This window comes from Pseudoalteromonas sp. SG45-5 (assembly GCF_014164085.1).
Classification (GTDB): domain Bacteria; phylum Pseudomonadota; class Gammaproteobacteria; order Enterobacterales; family Alteromonadaceae; genus Pseudoalteromonas; species Pseudoalteromonas aliena.
The window spans coordinates 8,502-25,942 of record NZ_JACJEM010000062.1 but is presented as its reverse complement, the minus strand read 5'-3'; the positions used below and the strand labels follow the sequence as shown (position 1 = coordinate 25,942).

Here is a 17,441-nt window from a genome sequence, read left to right as displayed (position 1 = left end):
GTGTGGTTATTCCCCATAAATAGGCGATAACGCAGCATCAATGCCAAACAGGCGCTGCCCAAAGGGTTCTTCCTAGGGGCTATTTACTCTTTGTTGCTCGGTTTTTACTTAGCCCACTAGGTTGCGAACCTCGCGCCGCGATTAAATAGCCCCTAGTTTGAACAAATTTTAATCCGCAAAGATTAACAGACCCTAGCCAAAGTGAATAAGTTAGTGATAACCATTAGCTAAAAGTATTGGGAAATAGTTACTTACAAGCAGCGCGTTTTTACATGGTAAAAACGCGTTTTTTTGGTATTTAATTTGTTTTAATTTTTTAATGCACTAATTTTAAATTAACTATTACTTATTAAGTGCTCATAAATGTCAAATTCAAAAAATAATTTATTTTTAAAAATTAGTCACTGGAGTTTGAAAACTAAATTAACTTTGATTTTTTTATTCGTTGGAATTTTACCTGCACTAATAACGACCACCATTTCTACATTGCAATCTAAGTCGCGCGTTGAACATAATATATCGCAATCGCTTGAAGCAATTAACCAAATTAAGCGTACTCAAATTGAGAATTACTTTAAGCAAAAAACGGCTGATATTGAATTATTAGCTATGATTATTCCGCAAATTAATAAAGACAGTTACGACCGCTTTTTCAGCGAATACATAAAAAAATATGACTATTACGATCTGTTTTTAATTGATGAAGAAGGACTAATTTATTATACCCAAGCAAAAGAATCAGATTACCAAACGAATATTTTAAATGGAAAATACGCGAGTTCAAATTTAGGAACACTTATTCAGGAAGTTAAACTTTCAAAACGTTTTGGTATTGTTGACTACAAACCTTACGCCCCAAGTAATGACGAGCCCGCAGCGTTTATTGCAATACCAGTAGAGAATAGTGAAATTATAGTTGCGTTGCAGCTCTCCAGTGAAGGTACTAATCAAATAATGGGAGTACGTGATGGCATGGGTAAAACAGGAGAAAGTTACCTTGTTGGCGAAGATAAGTTAATGCGCTCAGATTCGTACCTTGATCCAGAAGGGCACTCTTTAAAAGCAAGCTTTGCAGGTAACGTGAAAAACAATGGTGTTAATACTGACGCTGTTAATTTTGCTCTGAATGGCCAGCATGGCACTAACCTAATTAAAGATTATAATGGTAATAATGTGTTGTCTGCTTATAACAGTATAAAAATTGGCAATTTTAACTGGCTTATATTAAGCGAGATAGATGAATCAGAAGCTTTTGAGTCGGTTAACCAAGGCGTGCTTTTTAGTACGATACTTATTATAGGAGCAGCAGTTATTGTTGTTTTTATAGGTGTTTTCTTTTCCCGAAAAATAGCAAACCCAATTATTGTTGCTTCTTTATTTGCTGAGAAAGTCGCATCAGGTGATCTAAGCAGTAATATTAAAGTGCATGCCCACGACGAAGTAGGCATGTTACAAGTAGCGTTACACACTATGTTAGAAAACCTACGCAAAATGATCAGTGAGTTATCTAATGTTGCACTTCAACAAGGCAGTACTGCTACAGAGCTTGCTTCTGTGACTGAGCAAACTAGCTTGGCAGTGACAGAGCAGCAAGCGCAAACTATACAAGTTGTTGCTGCTACAACCGAAATGAGTGCAACGATAAAAGAAATCGCGAGTACAACGTCTAACGCATCTCTACTTTGTGAAAATATTCAAACTATGGCCCGAGAAGGCTCTGAAAATAACGATAGTACTTATAATGCGCTTGTTTCTTTAGGTGAAGCAACGCAAGCCACGGCGCAAGAGGTGACCAATCTACGTCATAATTCAGAGAAAATAGTTAACGTATTAAGTGTGATTAAAAAAATAGCAGATCAAACCAATTTACTCGCCTTAAATGCTGCCATTGAAGCTGCGCGAGCAGGTGAACAAGGGCGAGGTTTCGCAGTTGTTGCTGATGAAGTACGTAGCCTTGCGAAGTCGACTCAAGAATCAACTATGGAAATTGAAGTTATCATTGAAGCCGTTGTTAATGCGAGTAATGCAGCAGTAAAAACGATGACGACAAATGTTGATCATACAACCCAAGTTCAGGAAATCGCGAGTAAAGCTAATCTGATTAATAACAAAGTAGCAAAAGAAGTTGGTGGGATTTTTGATATGGTTGTTCAAATTGCAGCCGCTTCAGAAGAACAGACCACCACGATAGATGAAATAGCACGAAATATTGAAGCTATAAATATGGGGATATCTGAAACGGAGCAAGCGGTTAGAGATATTGCAGAATCTAGCAGTGAGCTATCTCGTATGGCGAGTAATTTAAATGATGAAACTCAGAAGTTTACTTTATGATAGCAATACATTAGCTATGAAAGTTATAGCTAAGCGCTATAAAAAACCATAGTAGATGAATCTATAACAGTCATGCTTGAGGCTGTAAAATAGGTGGGCGTATTTTTAATATTAGAGAGTGCGCTTATGTATATACATCTTGGAGATAAGCGTTGTAGTTAAAATGTTATATCTCCTTTAAAGGTGTCTGAAATATTTAATAATTTATATAAGAGCTAACCGCTCAAAACTTTTAGCTCTGAAATTATATGACGCTAATTTTATTACGAATGATTTTTACTCCATCCATATTTTCTAAAAACTTTTGAGCCAACGCACGCTGAAAACCAGTTTGTGCTGTGCCGTATAAATCTACCTCGCCATCTTTTACCTGCACACGAATATTGCTAAGTACAAAATTAGGGTTAGTGCGTAGCGTGTTAGTAATGGTTTGTTGTAAGTTAGGCACAGTTGCTACACTGCTCACTACCGCTAAGCTTGTTGCTGCACTTACTTTCGTAGCGCAAGCTAATAAAAATAAACAACAAAATGATACTAAAGCAATAGTTGATTTAAAGCGGTTCATAACTTAATCCTTACATTACGGTTAGATAGTGTAGCCACAATATGGAAATTCCACCGGCTGAGTTACCGTTGTAAATACAATATCGATGCCAAGATTAATGTACTGAAATATAAGGGTATTTTGTTCACTTGGAATTAAGGTAGGCAATTTTTACATTTAACTGGGTATGAGTTACATGCTTTGATTACAATTGTTACAGGTACAGGCTTTACAGGTACAGGCTTTACAGGTACAGGCTTTACAGGTGCTAGGCTTTTGAAGACAAGCTTTATTGCTCACGGATTTTTACTAAAGTTTTGTGTAAATATGGCTTATAAAATTTAATGGATTATTTATATGGCGCATAATTACCGTGAGCTTTTAGCCTATATAGGTTGGGGAAATAAAAAGGTCACAATTGAGCTAATTAAGCTTACTAAAAATGGGCATTCATATTACTTTCAAGGTGAGCTATGGCAGCGAAATTTAAGAGGACTTGGTGACCATCGCTGCACCTCTGCATCAGGGGAAAAGTTAGAAATTGCTATACTTAATCGAAATCGCACACCTTACTGGGTTGAATCAGATAAAGTAATTATAGCTGAGTCAGCAGCTGAGCGTTTTGAACAGTGGACAAAAGGTACATTATAACAGTTGAGCTGGGCGCATTAAAAAGCCGACAAAAGCCGGCTTAGTATAAAAATGTTTTAGGTTACTTTTTCTTTTTAACCTTGGCCTTTTTCTTGGCTTTCATTTTTACTGGATCTTTACGCTTTTTAGCTGGTGGCTTAGCTTCTTTATGCTGTGGCTCAACACCTTTAATTACACGGCGCTTTAATTTTTGCTCAATGTAGCGCTCTACCTTATATAAAATACCAATGTCGTGTGCTTCAACTAACGATATTGCTATCCCTTTTTTACCAGCACGACCGGTACGGCCAATACGGTGTACGTATACGTCGGCGGTACGTGGCATATCAAAGTTAATAACATGGCTGATGTCAGACACGTCAATCCCACGTGCAGCTACGTCGGTAGCAATTAATATACGTGTTTTGCCACTATGAAAGTTTTCCATCGCTTTCATACGTTTGTCTTGAGGCATTTCACCGCGTAACCATGCCGCTTTAACATCATTGTTGGTTAGTTCGCCAATCAGTGTTTCTAGGCGCTCACGGGTCTTTACAAACACAATTGCTTTAGTAACATCAGGGTTTTTAAGTGTGTTTACTAATAATTCAAGTTTATGATGATAATCGTCAGCTAAATGAACCCACTGATGAATTTTGGCTTTTTCTTTACGTGATGACTCAGCTTCAAGTAATGCAGGGTCGTTAAGTGTTGTTTCTGCAAATCTCTCTACACTGTCACCTTCAAGGGTTGCTGAGAATAAAAAGCACTGACGACGATTTCTAGCTTCGTCACATATACGCTTCATTTCTTTTTTAAAGCCCATGTCTAACATGCGATCAGCTTCGTCAATAATGAGCATTTCTACGTGTTCAGCATGAAAGTTTTCAGTTTCTAAATATTCCATTAAACGCCCCGGTGTGGCGATTAATATATCATTGTTTTTTTCAAATATTTCTTTATGCGTGCCGTAATTTATACCGCCAGTTACGACACCTATCTTTAGGTTAGTTCGCTTTGCAAGTAGTTCACATTGCTCATGAATTTGATAAGCAAGTTCACGCGTTGGAGTCATAACAAGCACGCGTGCAAACCCTGGATCACGGCGCGGGAAATCCAATAAATATTGAATAGCTGGAATTAAAAATGCTGCGGTTTTACCTGTGCCTGTAGGCGCTGAAGCTAAAACATCACGCCCTTTAAGCGCTTCAGGAATCGCTTGTTGTTGAATACTTGTTGGGGTTTCGTAACCCATTTTATTAATAGCGTCGAGTAACTTGTTATCAAGATCAAAGTCAGAAAATTGCATAGAGTGTCTAAAATAAGGGACAATTACTTGCAATTATACGCGCTATCCACCAGTTGGTGAATGAAAAGGTGAAAAAATGTCTGGTTTTGCATTTAAACAATTTAAGGTTGCACATGAACAGTGCGCAATGAAGGTTTCTACTGATGGAATTTTACTTGGTGCATGGGCCAATTTAAGTGGAGCTAAGTCATTATTGGACATAGGTACAGGTACGGGGCTAGTGGCGTTAATGTGCAAACAACGCAATCCAGAACTTACCATAACAGCTGTAGAAGTTGATGAGCACGCGTATGTTCAAGCATTACAAAATGTAGCTAATAGCCCGTGGTCAGCAATAAGCATTGAGCACCAAACTATTCAAAGCTTTAGTAGTGACGTTAAGTTTGATGTGGTTATTTCTAATCCGCCGTATTTTAATCACAGTTTAAAAGGCGATAATGCAGCGCGTAATACGGCACGCCATACAGATGGCCTAAGTTTTGAAGAGTTAATTAATGCATTTAAGCGGTTGGCTCATAGTGGCTCTCGCTTTAGCTTAATACTACCGAACGTTGAAGGCGCATTATTTATTGAGCTTGCTACTCAAAATGGGCTTCACTTAAATACTCACTGCCAAATAAAAGCCACACCCAATAAAGAGGTAAGCCGCAGCTTAATGACATTTAGTTATGTAAAAAGCGATATAGAATCATCAATTCTGTGTATTCGAAATTTAGATAATACCTACACTGCTGATTATATAGCTCTGTGCAAAACATTTTATTTAAAAATGTAAGTTGCTTAGCCATGAAGGTTATTTAGTAATAAAGGATAGTTTACCCGCTATGCATACGTATTCAGTTTCTATTTATGCAATATCTAAACTAGTGTTAACAACTTGTAAATAACGCGAGTGCGCTGTTTCACTCGCTCAACAATTGGATCACACACTATGACACTCAATAAAATCATCACCACCGCAGGTTTTAGCCTAGGATTGCTCTTACCTAGTATTGCGACTGCTACGCCCACTACATTTGTGCATTTATTTGAATGGAATTGGCAAGATGTAGCGCAAGAATGTGAACAGTATTTAGGGCCGAAAGGCTATGCTGCTGTACAGGTTTCTCCCCCAAATGAACACATCACAGGCAGTCAATGGTGGACACGCTACCAACCTGTTAGCTATGAGCTGAAAAGTCGTGGCGGTAACCGCGCACAGTTTATTGATATGGTTAATCGCTGCAGTGCAGCAGGGGTTGATATTTACGTCGATACACTTATTAACCACATGGCAGCAGGGAGCGGTACGGGCACGGCGGGTAATAGTTTTGGTGATAAAAGCTATCCTATTTATAGCCCTCAAGATTTTCATCAAAGTTGCACTATTAACAATTCTGATTATGGTAATAATCGTTATCGAGTGCAAAATTGCGAACTTGTCGGCCTTGCTGATTTAGATACGGCTTCAAACTACGTACAAAATACTTTGGCAGCCTATATTAACGACTTACAAGCTATTGGCGTAAAAGGCTTTCGGTTTGATGCTGCAAAGCACGTTGCTGCAAGTGATATTCAAAGTTTAAAGACGAAAATAAACGGCTCACCAGTCATATTTCACGAAGTAATTGATCAAGGTGTGGAGGCTGTGAGTGCTTCTGAATATTTAAGCTCAGGTTTAGTAACTGAATTTAAATACAGTACCCAACTAGGTAATACTTTTAGAAAGGGTTCGCTTGCATGGTTAAGTAACTTTGGTGAAGGGTGGGGCTTTATGCCTAGCTCTTCTGCCGTCGTTTTTGTCGATAATCACGACAATCAGCGAGGTCATGGTGGTGCGGGAAATGTAATTACCTTTGAAGATGGGCGTTTATACGACTTAGCCAATGTGTTTATGTTGGCTTATCCGTATGGTTATCCAAAAGTAATGTCGAGTTATGATTTTCATGGAAATACTGATGCTGGTGGACCAAGTGTACCTGTACATAATAACGGTAACTTAGAGTGTTTTGGTAGTAACTGGAAGTGTGAGCATCGCTGGTCATATATTGCAGGCGGGGTCGATTTTAGAAATAACACCGCCGATAACTGGGCGGTAACAAACTGGTGGGATAACACAAATAATCAAATAGCGTTTGGGCGTGGTAACTCGGGTCATATGGCCATTAATAAAGAAGATTCTACACTCAATGCGACTGTCCAAACTGATATGGCGTCTGGTCAATATTGTAATGTGCTAAAGGGTGAACTGTCGGCTGATGGCAAGCGTTGTAGTGGTGAGGTTATAGCAGTTAATGCTAACGGTACTATTAATTTAAATGTTGCTGCTTGGGATGCAATGGCGATTCATAAAAACTCTAAATTAAATACAAGCTCTGCGCCAAATACAGGGAGTGACTGGCAACGAACCGTTATTTTTATTAATGCACAAACACAAAGCGGGCAAAATATGTTTTTGCGTGGTGGTGTAGATCATGCTTATGCAAACGCAAATTTAGGTCGAAATTGCCAAACAAGTAACTTTGAGTGCGCAATGCCTATTCGTCATAATAATCTAAAAAATGTGACAACAAGCCCTTGGAAAACAAATGATAATTACCTTGATTGGTATGGCATAGAAAATGGACAAAGTGGCGAAGCAGAAGGCTCTGCCACAGACTGGACAACGAACGTTTGGCCAGCAGGTTGGGGAGCTGAAAAAACGCTAAGCGCTGATGGTTTTGGTGTTACACCACTAAATATATGGGGCGAACATTATTGGATACTTGATGTCGATATGGATTGTAGTAAAGCGGTTAATGGCTGGTTTGAGCTAAAAGCATTCATTAAAAACGGCCAAGGATGGGAGACTGCCATTGCTCAAAACAATACACCTTATACAAGCACTAATCATATGGCGCAATGCGGAAAAATTAATAAATTTGAGTTTAATAACTCAAGCGTAGTAACACGTAGTTTTTAAAATTTAGCGTAACATTGTAAGTTTAAACCTAAACAAACGATTCCGATTTGTTTAGGTTTTTTAGGTGCTATTCTTTCATAGTGTGTGTATAAATCACCTGTTATGATTCACTCATTAGTTACATTAAATTAAGACAACACAATGAAAAAATTAAATAAAATGATATTACTAAGTGCATTTTCTGCGATTGTTTTGGCAAGTCAAAGTGCGTTTGCTGCGATAACACCTGTTGGGCTTTGGAAAACGATTGATGAGGATACTAGTGAAGCTAAATCGTATGTGCGTATTACCCAAACTAACGGCGTTTTAAGTGGTAAAGTTGAAACTATCCTAGACCCTACAAAACAAAATGATATATGCAGTAAGTGTGATGGTGAACTAAAAGATCAACCTATTTTAGGAATGACCATTATTACTGATGTAAAAGCACAAGAGGATGGCGTATGGGGAGATGGTGAAATACTCGACCCAACAAATGGTAAAACCTATACCTTACAACTCACAGTGCAAGATGAAGGTAAAAAGCTTGAAGTTCGCGGCTATATTGGCTTTTTTTTCCGCAACCAATATTGGTTGAAAGTTGAGTAATTACTTTGTTGCGTAGCAATAATAGCTACGCAATTTAAATTAAAGCGTTTCACCGTATTCAGTCATTACTTGTTCAACCCAAGTCGCAATACGGTCGTCACTCAGCTCATACTGGCTGTCTTCGTCCAGCGCGAGTCCTACAAATTGTTTGCCATCGGGCGTGAGTGCTTTTGAGGCTTCAAATTCGTAGCTACTATCGTTTGGCCAAAAACCAAGTTGAGTAAATGTTTGTGTATTTATTTCATCGTGAAGCATGCCTAGCGCATCTTGGAACCACTGCCCGTAACCTTGTTGATCGCCCATGCCAAATAAAGCAATGGTTTTACCATTTAGGTTTACGTCGGCTATGTCGTCCCATTTTGACTCCCAGTCTTCTTGTATTTCACCAAAATCCCATGTTGAAATACCAAAGATGATAAAGTCGTACTGCTCTGCATTTTTTAGTGGCTCGTCTTTAATATTGTGCAGGGTAACGATATCGGCACCAATAATGTCGCGAATCTTTTCTGCTGCCATTTCGGTGTAGCACGTAGTCGAACCAAAAAATAAACCAATTTGCATCGTATTTATCACTGTGTAATTGCCTGATATGATAGGCTCAAGTTTACCGTAAGGTATTTTTAATTGATACCTTAGCAAAGCATGAGAGCATAATGTGACAACGCTATCTGACGATTTTCCCGAAAATAATAGCAGTATGAGCAGTAATAGCGACTACCTAGAAACCTTTTTAGATAGCCTGTACTTAGAACAAGGCGTAAGCGAAAACACATTAAGTGCTTATCGCAGTGATTTAGATAAATTTTGCCTGTTTTTAAAAGGTGAAAACTTACTAAGTGTAACGGGACTTGATGTAGAAAGTTACTTGGCCCACCGAGTCGATTTAGGTTTAAAACCACGCAGCACGGCGCGTAGTATTAGTGCTTTAAAACGTTTTTATCAGTACTTTGTACGCGAAAAACTAATTAGCGATTCACCTATGCTAAATATTGCTCAGCCAAAAGCAGGGCAGTCATTGCCTAAAACACTCTCAGAAGCAGAGGTTGAAGCATTATTAAATGCGCCCAACACCGAAGAAGCTATGGGCCTGCGCGATAAAGCCATGTTAGAGGTGCTATACGCAACGGGTTTGCGTGTGAGTGAACTTGTTGGGCTGCGCATGGAGCAAATTAATTTGCGCCAAGCGGTTGTGTTTGTAAAAGGTAAAGGTAATAAGGAGCGTTTAGTGCCGCTTGGCGAAGAAGCCATGTATTGGCTTGAACAATTTTTAAAGAGTGGACGTGCGCAAATGATAAAGCACGCCACCGATTTTGTGTTTCCGTCTAAACGCGGTGTTGGCATGACGCGACAAACTTTTTGGCATAGAATTAAACACTATGCTATTTTGGCTGCTGTGGAGTCTCCAATATCGCCCCATACTATGCGACATGCGTTTGCTACGCATTTGTTAAATCATGGAGCCGATTTACGTGTAGTACAAATGATGTTGGGTCATAGTGATTTATCAACCACACAAATTTATACCCATGTTGCAAATGAACGACTAAAATCGGTACACGCGCAGCATCATCCGCGCGCTTAATTTGAAATTTATTACGACTAAGCCGGTCAATTTATAAGTATTTTTGGAATAGAGAAAATTATGAAAAAATTAATGTTAGCAGGTGCCATGTTGTGCACAAGCATTGGTGCATTTGCAAATGGCGTTACTGTTACTCCAGATGCTACTGATCCGATAGTTACTAAATTTGCGACTTTAGGCGTAACAGTTAAGCAAATTAATCCAAGTCCAGTCGCTGGCTTAAAAGAATTGATCACCAACAAAGGCGTGCTTTATGCAAGTCCAGATGGCCAATTTTTAATGCAAGGTACATTAATCGACCTAAATAATCGAAATAACTTAACAGAGCAAGCGCTAAACGGCGTGCGTGTTGAGGGTATTAAAGATTATGAAGACTCGATGATTGTGTACAAAGCACCAAACGAAAAGCACAGCATTACCGTATTTACTGACATTAGCTGTGGCTACTGTCGTAAATTACATCGCGAATTAGATGATTTACTTGAAGCGGGTATTACCGTTAAGTACCTTGCGTTTCCACGTGGTGGCCTGCAAGGTTCTGGTTATACAGACTTAATGAATGTGTGGTGTGCTAAAGATCAGCAAGAAGCACTTACAGAAGCTAAATCGGGCGCAGATACTAAAGTAATTGCAGGGTGCAGTGCACCTATTGCTGAGCATTACCAACTTGGTCAGAGTTTTGGCATTAGCGGCACACCCGCTATTGTTTTAGAAGATGGTACGATGATCCCAGGTTATCAGCCAGCGGCAGCATTAAAAGCAGCCCTAGATGCTAATAAAGCTTCATAATACGCTTTATAACTAATAAAAAGGCCTTTATGGCCTTTTTTTGTCTTTTTAATACGACTAAATAAGTTAAAAATCTGCATGAAAAAACTGATCATTGCGCGCGAAAACGTTGACGATTCACATCTACCGAGTAATTTACACCCAGTAATAAAACAAATTTATGCGAACCGTCATGTGTTCAGTGCCGATGAGCTAGATAACAGCGTAGCTACGCTTCATGACTTTAAATTGTTCAAAGACATAGATAAAGCCAGCGATTTATTGATTGAAGCATTAAAAGCGCAAAGCCACATTTTAATAGTCGGCGATTTTGATGCCGATGGTGCAACGAGTACGGCCACTTTAATGCAAGGTCTTTCGATGTTTGGCTTTAAGCATTTAGATTACTTAATTCCGGATCGGTTTAGCTTAGGCTACGGTTTAAGCCCAGCCCTTGCAGAGCAAATAGTACAAATAAAGCCTGATTTAGTGATCACCGTAGATAACGGCATATCGTGTATTGCCGGTATTGATATTTTAAAAGCGGTTGGCATAAAAGTGCTGGTAACAGATCACCACTTGCAAGGTGAACAACTACCAAATGCGGATGCAATAGTAAATCCAAACAGGCACGAGTGTGATTTCCCGTCTAAATCTATTGCAGGCGTTGGCGTTGCTTTTTACTTATTAATAGCACTGAGAAGTACAATGCGTGATTTAGGCTATTTTGAGCAACAATCGCCACCTAATTTAGCTAATTTACTCGACATTGTAGCGCTTGGCACAGTGGCTGATGTTGTCGCGCTTGATGCAAACAACCGCACCTTAGTACATCAAGGCTTAGCACGAATTCGCAGCGGTAAAACACGCCCTGGTATTACCGCGCTTATTGAAGTGGCTAATCGTAATGCTGCGCGCTTAAGTGCAAGCGACTTTGGTTTTTCACTTGCGCCTCGTTTAAATGCAGCAGGGCGATTAGATGACATGAGTTTGGGTATAGCGTGTTTACTAAGTACCGACATAAACCAAGCGCGTAGTATAGCGAGCGAGCTCGATAGCCTAAACTTTGCAAGGCGCGAAATAGAGCAAGGTATGCAAGCCCAGGCGCAGGCCGTGCTTGATAGGCTCGCGTTTAACGACGACAACATTCCGGATGCTATTTGTTTGTTTCAAGATGATTGGCACCAAGGTGTTATTGGTATTTTGGCAGGTCGCTTAAAAGAAAAATATCACCGCCCAACGGTTATATTTGCTGGTGGCGAAAACGGTGAAATAAAAGGCTCGTGTCGTTCTATTGAAGGACTGCACATGCGCGATTTACTCGAAGGACTCAATACTGCCGACCCGCATTTAATCAATAAATTTGGCGGTCATGCCATGGCAGCCGGTTTAAGTATTAACGAGCAACATTTTAACGACTTTAAAAAAGCATTTGATGCTGCTGTTAGTGCGCAACTGAGTGAAGAAAGTAAACGTTGCATTGTATTTAGCGATGGCGAGCTGCCAAACGACTGCTTTACAATGGAGTTTGCTCAGCTATTAAAGCAATCAGGTCCTTGGGGGCAACAATTCCCTGAGCCCGTATTTGAGCATACATTTGAAATAATACAGCAGCGTATAGTCGGCGAAAAGCATTTAAAGCTGGTGTTAAAACATCAATCAGGGCGGTTAGTTGACGCGATTGCCTTTGGTATTGATGTAAAAGAGTGGCCCGACACAGAAGCGAAGTTTGTAAAACTAGCGTACCAGCTCGATATAAATGAGTTTAGAGGTAAATTTACACTGCAATTAATCGTTAGAGAGCTTGAAAAAGTGCATTAAAAAATATGCACAAAGTATGCATAAAAGGCTAATAAAACGCACGTTTTTTTGTTAAAATCGGGCGTTTTTATCATTTGACGATAACTTACGCGGTATAAACGCGCGTAAATCAGCTATTTTGGAGTAATGACCATGTTTGAAGTGAATCCTGTGATTAATCAAATCAAGGAAATTCGCGAACGTACTGAATTGCTTCGGGGGTACCTTTGACTACGCTCTTAAACAAGAACGCCTAGAAGAAGTTAACGCCGAACTTGAAGATTCAGCCGTATGGAATGAGCCAGAGCGCGCACAAGCGCTTGGCCGTGAAAAATCAGCATTAGAAGCGGTTGTTGAAACAATCGACAACCTTGTAGCCGGTACTGATGACGTTGAAGGTCTACTTGAACTTGCAGTAGAAGCCGAAGATCAAGATACTTTTGATGAGGCGCAAAGCGAACTCGCTGATTTAAATGAGCAGTTAGAAGGCTTAGAGTTTCGTCGTATGTTTTCAGGCCCTCATGACTCAAACGATGCGTACCTTGATTTACAATCGGGTTCTGGCGGTACTGAAGCACAAGACTGGTGTAACATTTTACTGCGTATGTATTTACGTTGGGGCGAGGCTAAAGGCTTCAAAGTTGAGCTAGTTGAAGCAACCGACGGTGATGTTGCTGGTATTAAAGGCGCAACAGTGCGCTTTGTTGGCGAATACGCTTACGGTTGGTTACGTACAGAAACAGGCGTTCACCGTTTAGTGCGTAAAAGCCCATTTGACTCAAGTGGTCGTCGTCATACTTCGTTTGCTTCTGCGTTTGTATACCCAGAAATTGACGATAATATTGAAATTGATATGAATCCGTCAGACCTACGTATAGATGTTTACCGTGCATCGGGCGCGGGTGGTCAGCACGTTAACACCACCGAATCGGCGGTTCGTATTACTCACGTACCAACAAATACCGTAGTGCAGTGTCAAAACGAGCGTTCGCAGCATAAAAATAAAGCCCAAGCGATGAAGCAGTTAAAAGCCAAATTATTTGAGCTTGAGCTACAACAGCAAAATGCTGAAAAACAAACGCAAGAAGACGCTAAATCTGATATTGGTTGGGGTAGTCAAATTCGTTCATACGTACTTGATGACGCACGCATTAAAGATTTACGTACAGGTGTTGAAAACCGTAATACCCAATCGGTACTTGACGGTAACTTAGATAAATTTATTGAAGCCAGCCTTAAATCTGGCCTATAACCACCAAGCTAATAAAGAGCTAAAAAATGACTGATAAAATCCAAGACGAAAACAAGTTAATCGCTGAGCGTCGCGGCAAGTTAGACGCTATACGCGAAAATTGCCCAGCCAACGGTCATCCAAACCAATTCCGTCGTGAGCATTACACGGCTGATTTGCAAGCCCAGTTTGGTGATAAGAGCAAAGAAGAATTAGTTGAACTACAAGAAGTTGTGTCTATTGCTGGACGTATTTTAGCAAAGCGTGGACCGTTTTTTGTAATTCAAGACATGAAAGGTCGCGTACAAGCGTATGCATCTAAAGATGTTCAAAAAGATCTTAAAGAAAAATATGGTCAGCTAGACACTGGCGATATTATTGGTGTTAAAGGCGCGTTAAATAAATCAGGTAAAGGCGATTTATACGTAGAAATGACTGAGTATCAATTATTAACTAAGTCACTTCGTCCGTTACCAGAAAAATTCCATGGCTTATCAGATCAAGAAACTAAGTACCGCCAACGTTATGTTGATTTAATCACTAACGAAGCAACGCGCGAAACATTCCGTATCCGTTCACAAGTTGTTGAAGGAATTCGTCGCTTTTTAGCAGAGCGTGACTTTATGGAAGTAGAAACACCCATGCTACAGGTTATACCGGGTGGTGCATCTGCGCGTCCGTTTGTAACTCACCATAACGCGCTTGATATCGATATGTATCTACGTATAGCGCCAGAGCTTTACTTAAAGCGCTTAGTGGTAGGTGGTTTTGACCGTGTATTTGAAATTAACCGTAACTTCCGTAACGAAGGGTTATCTACGCGTCACAATCCAGAATTCACAATGATTGAATTTTACCAAGCATACGCTGATTACATCGATCTGATGAACATCACCGAAGATATGCTACGTACAGTTGCAACTAACGTATTGGGTAGCCCAATCGTTATAAATACAACCAAAGACGAAAACGGTGAAGTAACTGACTCGGTTGAGTATGACTTTGGCCAACCGTTTACACGTTTAAGCATGGCGGACGCAATATTAAAATATAACCCTGAGTTTGATGCTGCGGTATTTAACGACCCAGAAAACCACTTTGATGAATTAAAAGCGTACGCTAAACAAGTGCATGTTAAAATTCCTGAAAACTGTGTTTGGGGCCCTGGTAAGTTCTTATGTGAAATATTTGAAGAAACAGCAGAGCACATGCTTATTCAACCTACGTTTATTACTGGCTACCCGTGGGAAGTATCTCCACTTGCACGCCGTAACGACGAAAACTCATTTGTGACAGATCGCTTTGAGTTTTTTGTTGGCGGTCGTGAACTTGCAAATGGTTTCTCTGAACTTAATGATGCACAAGACCAAGCTGAGCGCTTTACTCGCCAAGTTGAAGAGAAAGACGCAGGCGATGATGAAGCAATGCATTACGATGAAGACTACATACGCGCACTTGAGTACGGCTTACCGCCAACGGCAGGTGAAGGTATTGGTATTGACCGTTTAGTTATGTTGTTTACTGATTCATCAACAATTAAAGACGTTATTTTGTTCCCGCATATGCGTCCACAAGCTGACTAAGCTTTTGGATAAAACAAAATAAGTTAATAAACGCCGCTTAATAGCGGCGTTTTTGTGTTTAGGGTTGGTTAATACGAAATTCAGCTTCATTAATTTATTGTTATTGCAGTTTTTAGCATCAAAAACGGCAGTGATATAACTTTTTGATATGACTTTTTTTAACCTTATGTTGTATTTATGTAAAATTCTTAGCTACACTGTGGCTAAATTTTAGGCAGTCTGTAATCGATGCTTTAAATACAAATACTTAAATGGACTTATAAAATAATAAAATGAAAAATAAACGAGTTGAAGAGCCACTAGAGCCTTGTACAACTGAGCAAGAACGACAAGCTTACTACAGAGCGTGTATCGCTGAATTTCAGCAATTGGGGTATCAAGAGCAGTATTTAGCAAGCTTAACTGACGATTTAGTACCAGCGCAGGGTATTACTGCTGTTAGCAAAGACTCAAAGTTAGTTTAATAATCAAACTAATTACACTTTAAAACCAATCATATGTGTAATCTATAACCATATAACCACTTTTGGTAGAAAAGTGTTTGACATATTTTCTTAAATCTTTATTATACGCCCCACAAGACGGAGAGGTGTCCGAGTGGCCGAAGGAGCTCCCCTGCTAAGGGAGTATAGAGTTTGTAGCTCTATCGAGGGTTCGAATCCCTCCCTCTCCACCATTTCCTTTAATGGCGTGTTTTGTAAATTTTTAAAGTATGGGTGCATAGCTCAGCTGGATAGAGTACTCGGCTACGAACCGAGCGGTCGGAGGTTCGAATCCTCCTGCGCCCACCATACTTTAATAACTCTGCTTAGAGTCTAAATAAGCAAAAACTCTACTTAGAGTTTAAATAAGTAAACTATAAAGTGGGTGCATAGCTCAGCTGGATAGAGTACTCGGCTACGAACCGAGCGGTCGGAGGTTCGAATCCTCCTGCGCCCACCACTTTATAGACTCATACTTAGAGTATAAAAAAGTAAAGTGTTGGCTAAAGCCAAACGGTCGGAGGTTCATTCTTACAAGATACGTCCTGCGCCCACCACTTTATAGACTCTCACTTAGAGTAAAAACAAGTAATAGTAAAAATGAAAGCGGGTGCATAGCTCAGCTGGATAGAGTACTCGGCTACGAACCGAGCGGTCGGAGGTTCGAATCCTCCTGCGCCCACCACTTTCATGTTTTCGTACACTTTTAAGTGTAAGAAAAATAAACCGATGGAAATCGGTTTTTTTATGTCTGAATTTATACGCTCTGCTTAGAGTTTAAATAAGCAATCTATGAAAGTGGGTGCATAGCTCAGCTGGATAGAGTACTCGGCTACGAACCGAGCGGTCGGAGGTTCGAATCCTCCTGCGCCCACCACTTTCATAAACAAACCGACATTAAGTCGGTTTTTTTGTGCCTAAAATAAAGTGAAATAACAAAGAGCCACCTGTAGACGCTGAGCTTGCTCGCGTGAGAAGCGTAAGCTTCTAATCACTTACCACTGATACTTTATTTACGAGCTTCGCTCGTCGCGTCAGCAAGCGGCACGCCTACAAGTAAAGACAGCTCTAATCTTTAAATCCAAACTCCGAGCTTATTTATCCGTTGTAGACGCAGAACTTGTTCGCGTGAGAAGCGGTAGCTTCTAATTACTTACCACCGATATAACTGGTACTTTATTTACGAGCTTCGCTCGTCGCGTTAGCAAGCTGTACGCCTACAAGCAAAAGCAGCTCTAATCTTTAAATCCAAACTCCGAGTTTATTTATCCGTTGTAGACGCAGAACTTGTTCGCGTGAGAAGCGAGCGCTCAGAGCAAAACATTTACGAGCTTCGCTCGTTACGTCAGCAAGCTGCACGCCTACAAGCAAAACCATCCCTAATCTTTAAATCTAAACACCGAGTTTATTTATCCGTTGTAGACGCAGAGCTTGCTCGCGTGAGAAGCGTAAGCTTCTAATCACTTACCACCGATATAACTGATACTTTATTTACGAGCTATGCTCGTCGCGTCAGCAAGCGGCACGCCTACAAGCAAAAGCAGCTCTAATCTTTAAATCCAAACTCCGAGTTTATTTATCCGTTGTAGACGCAGAACTTGTTCGCGTGAGAAGCGAGCGCTCAGAGCAAAACATTTACGAGCTTCGCT

At 40.2% G+C, this 17,441-nt stretch carries 14 protein-coding genes and 5 tRNA genes; 16 read left to right on the top strand and 3 right to left on the bottom strand.

The window, feature by feature from the left end; translation table 11 throughout:
* Positions 1–363: 363 nt before the first annotated feature.
* On the top strand, positions 364–2,334 hold the full coding sequence (locus H5119_RS17265; RefSeq protein WP_182703106.1) for a methyl-accepting chemotaxis protein: 1,971 nt from the start codon (positions 364–366) through the stop codon (positions 2,332–2,334).
* Positions 2,335–2,578: 244 nt separating this feature from the next.
* Here H5119_RS17265 and H5119_RS17260 read toward each other — a convergent pair whose 3' ends face one another.
* Positions 2,579–2,899, bottom strand: coding sequence for a BON domain-containing protein (locus H5119_RS17260; RefSeq protein WP_182703105.1), 321 nt, complete (start codon positions 2,897–2,899; stop codon positions 2,579–2,581).
* A 336-nt stretch (positions 2,900–3,235) separates the two neighbouring features.
* On the opposite strand from H5119_RS17260, the gene H5119_RS17255 reads away from it, so the two are divergent.
* On the top strand, positions 3,236–3,529 hold the full coding sequence (locus tag H5119_RS17255) for a hypothetical protein (RefSeq protein ID WP_182703104.1): 294 nt from the start codon (positions 3,236–3,238) through the stop codon (positions 3,527–3,529).
* A 61-nt stretch (positions 3,530–3,590) separates the two neighbouring features.
* Here H5119_RS17255 and srmB read toward each other — a convergent pair whose 3' ends face one another.
* Positions 3,591–4,817, bottom strand: coding sequence for an ATP-dependent RNA helicase SrmB (srmB, locus tag H5119_RS17250; protein ID WP_182703103.1), 1,227 nt, complete (start codon positions 4,815–4,817; stop codon positions 3,591–3,593).
* Positions 4,818–4,893: 76 nt separating this feature from the next.
* On the opposite strand from srmB, the gene H5119_RS17245 reads away from it, so the two are divergent.
* The 3 genes from H5119_RS17245 to H5119_RS17235 all read left to right on the top strand — a co-directional run bounded on the left by H5119_RS17245 (position 4,894) and on the right by H5119_RS17235 (position 8,346).
* A complete protein-coding gene (locus H5119_RS17245) occupies positions 4,894–5,592 on the top strand; it encodes a tRNA1(Val) (adenine(37)-N6)-methyltransferase (protein WP_182703102.1) in 699 nt (232 codons plus the stop codon).
* Positions 5,593–5,748: 156 nt separating this feature from the next.
* On the top strand, positions 5,749–7,758 hold the full coding sequence (locus H5119_RS17240; RefSeq protein WP_182703101.1) for an alpha-amylase family protein: 2,010 nt from the start codon (positions 5,749–5,751) through the stop codon (positions 7,756–7,758).
* A 141-nt stretch (positions 7,759–7,899) separates the two neighbouring features.
* Entirely contained in the window at positions 7,900–8,346 is a 447-nt protein-coding gene (locus tag H5119_RS17235; RefSeq protein WP_182703100.1) for a DUF2147 domain-containing protein, read from the top strand.
* Positions 8,347–8,385: 39 nt separating this feature from the next.
* Here the strand turns inward: H5119_RS17235 and fldB are convergent, their stop codons facing one another.
* Complete coding sequence (gene fldB, locus H5119_RS17230) at positions 8,386–8,907, bottom strand: flavodoxin FldB (protein WP_007583764.1); 522 nt, start codon at positions 8,905–8,907, stop codon at positions 8,386–8,388.
* Positions 8,908–9,001: 94 nt separating this feature from the next.
* On the opposite strand from fldB, the gene xerD reads away from it, so the two are divergent.
* The 11 genes from xerD (at position 9,002) to H5119_RS17175 (ending at position 16,669) form a co-directional block, all read left to right on the top strand.
* On the top strand, positions 9,002–9,928 hold the full coding sequence (gene xerD, locus H5119_RS17225) for a site-specific tyrosine recombinase XerD (RefSeq protein ID WP_077537000.1): 927 nt from the start codon (positions 9,002–9,004) through the stop codon (positions 9,926–9,928).
* 60 nt (positions 9,929–9,988) lie between these two features.
* On the top strand, positions 9,989–10,717 hold the full coding sequence (gene dsbC, locus H5119_RS17220) for a bifunctional protein-disulfide isomerase/oxidoreductase DsbC (RefSeq protein ID WP_182703099.1): 729 nt from the start codon (positions 9,989–9,991) through the stop codon (positions 10,715–10,717).
* Between the two features lie 78 nt (positions 10,718–10,795).
* The gene (gene recJ / locus H5119_RS17215; RefSeq protein WP_182703098.1) at positions 10,796–12,517 is read left to right on the top strand and encodes a single-stranded-DNA-specific exonuclease RecJ; all 1,722 of its coding nucleotides are present in this window, start codon (positions 10,796–10,798) and stop codon (positions 12,515–12,517) included.
* 132 nt (positions 12,518–12,649) lie between these two features.
* Positions 12,650–13,748 (top strand): peptide chain release factor 2 gene (prfB, locus tag H5119_RS17210; protein ID WP_182703097.1). Its coding sequence is split into 2 segments (ribosomal slippage): positions 12,650–12,724 and positions 12,726–13,748, totalling 1,098 coding nucleotides; the frame shifts between segments, so codons are not numbered across the junction.
* A gap of 26 nt (positions 13,749–13,774) precedes the next feature.
* Entirely contained in the window at positions 13,775–15,310 is a 1,536-nt protein-coding gene (gene lysS, locus H5119_RS17205; protein WP_007376466.1) for a lysine--tRNA ligase, read from the top strand.
* 272 nt (positions 15,311–15,582) lie between these two features.
* On the top strand, positions 15,583–15,774 hold the full coding sequence (locus H5119_RS17200) for a hypothetical protein (protein WP_138584985.1): 192 nt from the start codon (positions 15,583–15,585) through the stop codon (positions 15,772–15,774).
* A 119-nt stretch (positions 15,775–15,893) separates the two neighbouring features.
* Positions 15,894–15,986 (top strand) — tRNA-Ser (locus tag H5119_RS17195).
* A 38-nt stretch (positions 15,987–16,024) separates the two neighbouring features.
* Positions 16,025–16,101: transfer RNA gene (locus tag H5119_RS17190), tRNA-Arg, on the top strand.
* A gap of 74 nt (positions 16,102–16,175) precedes the next feature.
* A tRNA-Arg gene (locus tag H5119_RS17185) sits at positions 16,176–16,252 on the top strand.
* A gap of 148 nt (positions 16,253–16,400) precedes the next feature.
* Positions 16,401–16,477, top strand: a tRNA-Arg gene (locus tag H5119_RS17180).
* Between the two features lie 115 nt (positions 16,478–16,592).
* Positions 16,593–16,669, top strand: a tRNA-Arg gene (locus tag H5119_RS17175).
* Positions 16,670–17,441: the final 772 nt, after the last annotated feature.

What these genes read in the sequence shown, in the direction of transcription:
- H5119_RS17265 (WP_182703106.1), top strand. Translation starts at nt 364, where the DNA reads ATGTCAAATTCAAAAAATAATTTATTTTTAAAAATTAGTCACTGGAGT.
- H5119_RS17260 (WP_182703105.1), bottom strand. Translation starts at nt 2,899, where the DNA reads ATGAACCGCTTTAAATCAACTATTGCTTTAGTATCATTTTGTTGTTTA.
- H5119_RS17255 (WP_182703104.1), top strand. Translation starts at nt 3,236, where the DNA reads ATGGCGCATAATTACCGTGAGCTTTTAGCCTATATAGGTTGGGGAAAT.
- srmB (WP_182703103.1), bottom strand. Translation starts at nt 4,817, where the DNA reads ATGCAATTTTCTGACTTTGATCTTGATAACAAGTTACTCGACGCTATT.
- H5119_RS17245 (WP_182703102.1), top strand. Translation starts at nt 4,894, where the DNA reads ATGTCTGGTTTTGCATTTAAACAATTTAAGGTTGCACATGAACAGTGC.
- H5119_RS17240 (WP_182703101.1), top strand. Translation starts at nt 5,749, where the DNA reads ATGACACTCAATAAAATCATCACCACCGCAGGTTTTAGCCTAGGATTG.
- H5119_RS17235 (WP_182703100.1), top strand. Translation starts at nt 7,900, where the DNA reads ATGAAAAAATTAAATAAAATGATATTACTAAGTGCATTTTCTGCGATT.
- fldB (WP_007583764.1), bottom strand. Translation starts at nt 8,907, where the DNA reads ATGCAAATTGGTTTATTTTTTGGTTCGACTACGTGCTACACCGAAATG.
- dsbC (WP_182703099.1), top strand. Translation starts at nt 9,989, where the DNA reads ATGAAAAAATTAATGTTAGCAGGTGCCATGTTGTGCACAAGCATTGGT.
- recJ (WP_182703098.1), top strand. Translation starts at nt 10,796, where the DNA reads ATGAAAAAACTGATCATTGCGCGCGAAAACGTTGACGATTCACATCTA.
- lysS (WP_007376466.1), top strand. Translation starts at nt 13,775, where the DNA reads ATGACTGATAAAATCCAAGACGAAAACAAGTTAATCGCTGAGCGTCGC.
- H5119_RS17200 (WP_138584985.1), top strand. Translation starts at nt 15,583, where the DNA reads ATGAAAAATAAACGAGTTGAAGAGCCACTAGAGCCTTGTACAACTGAG.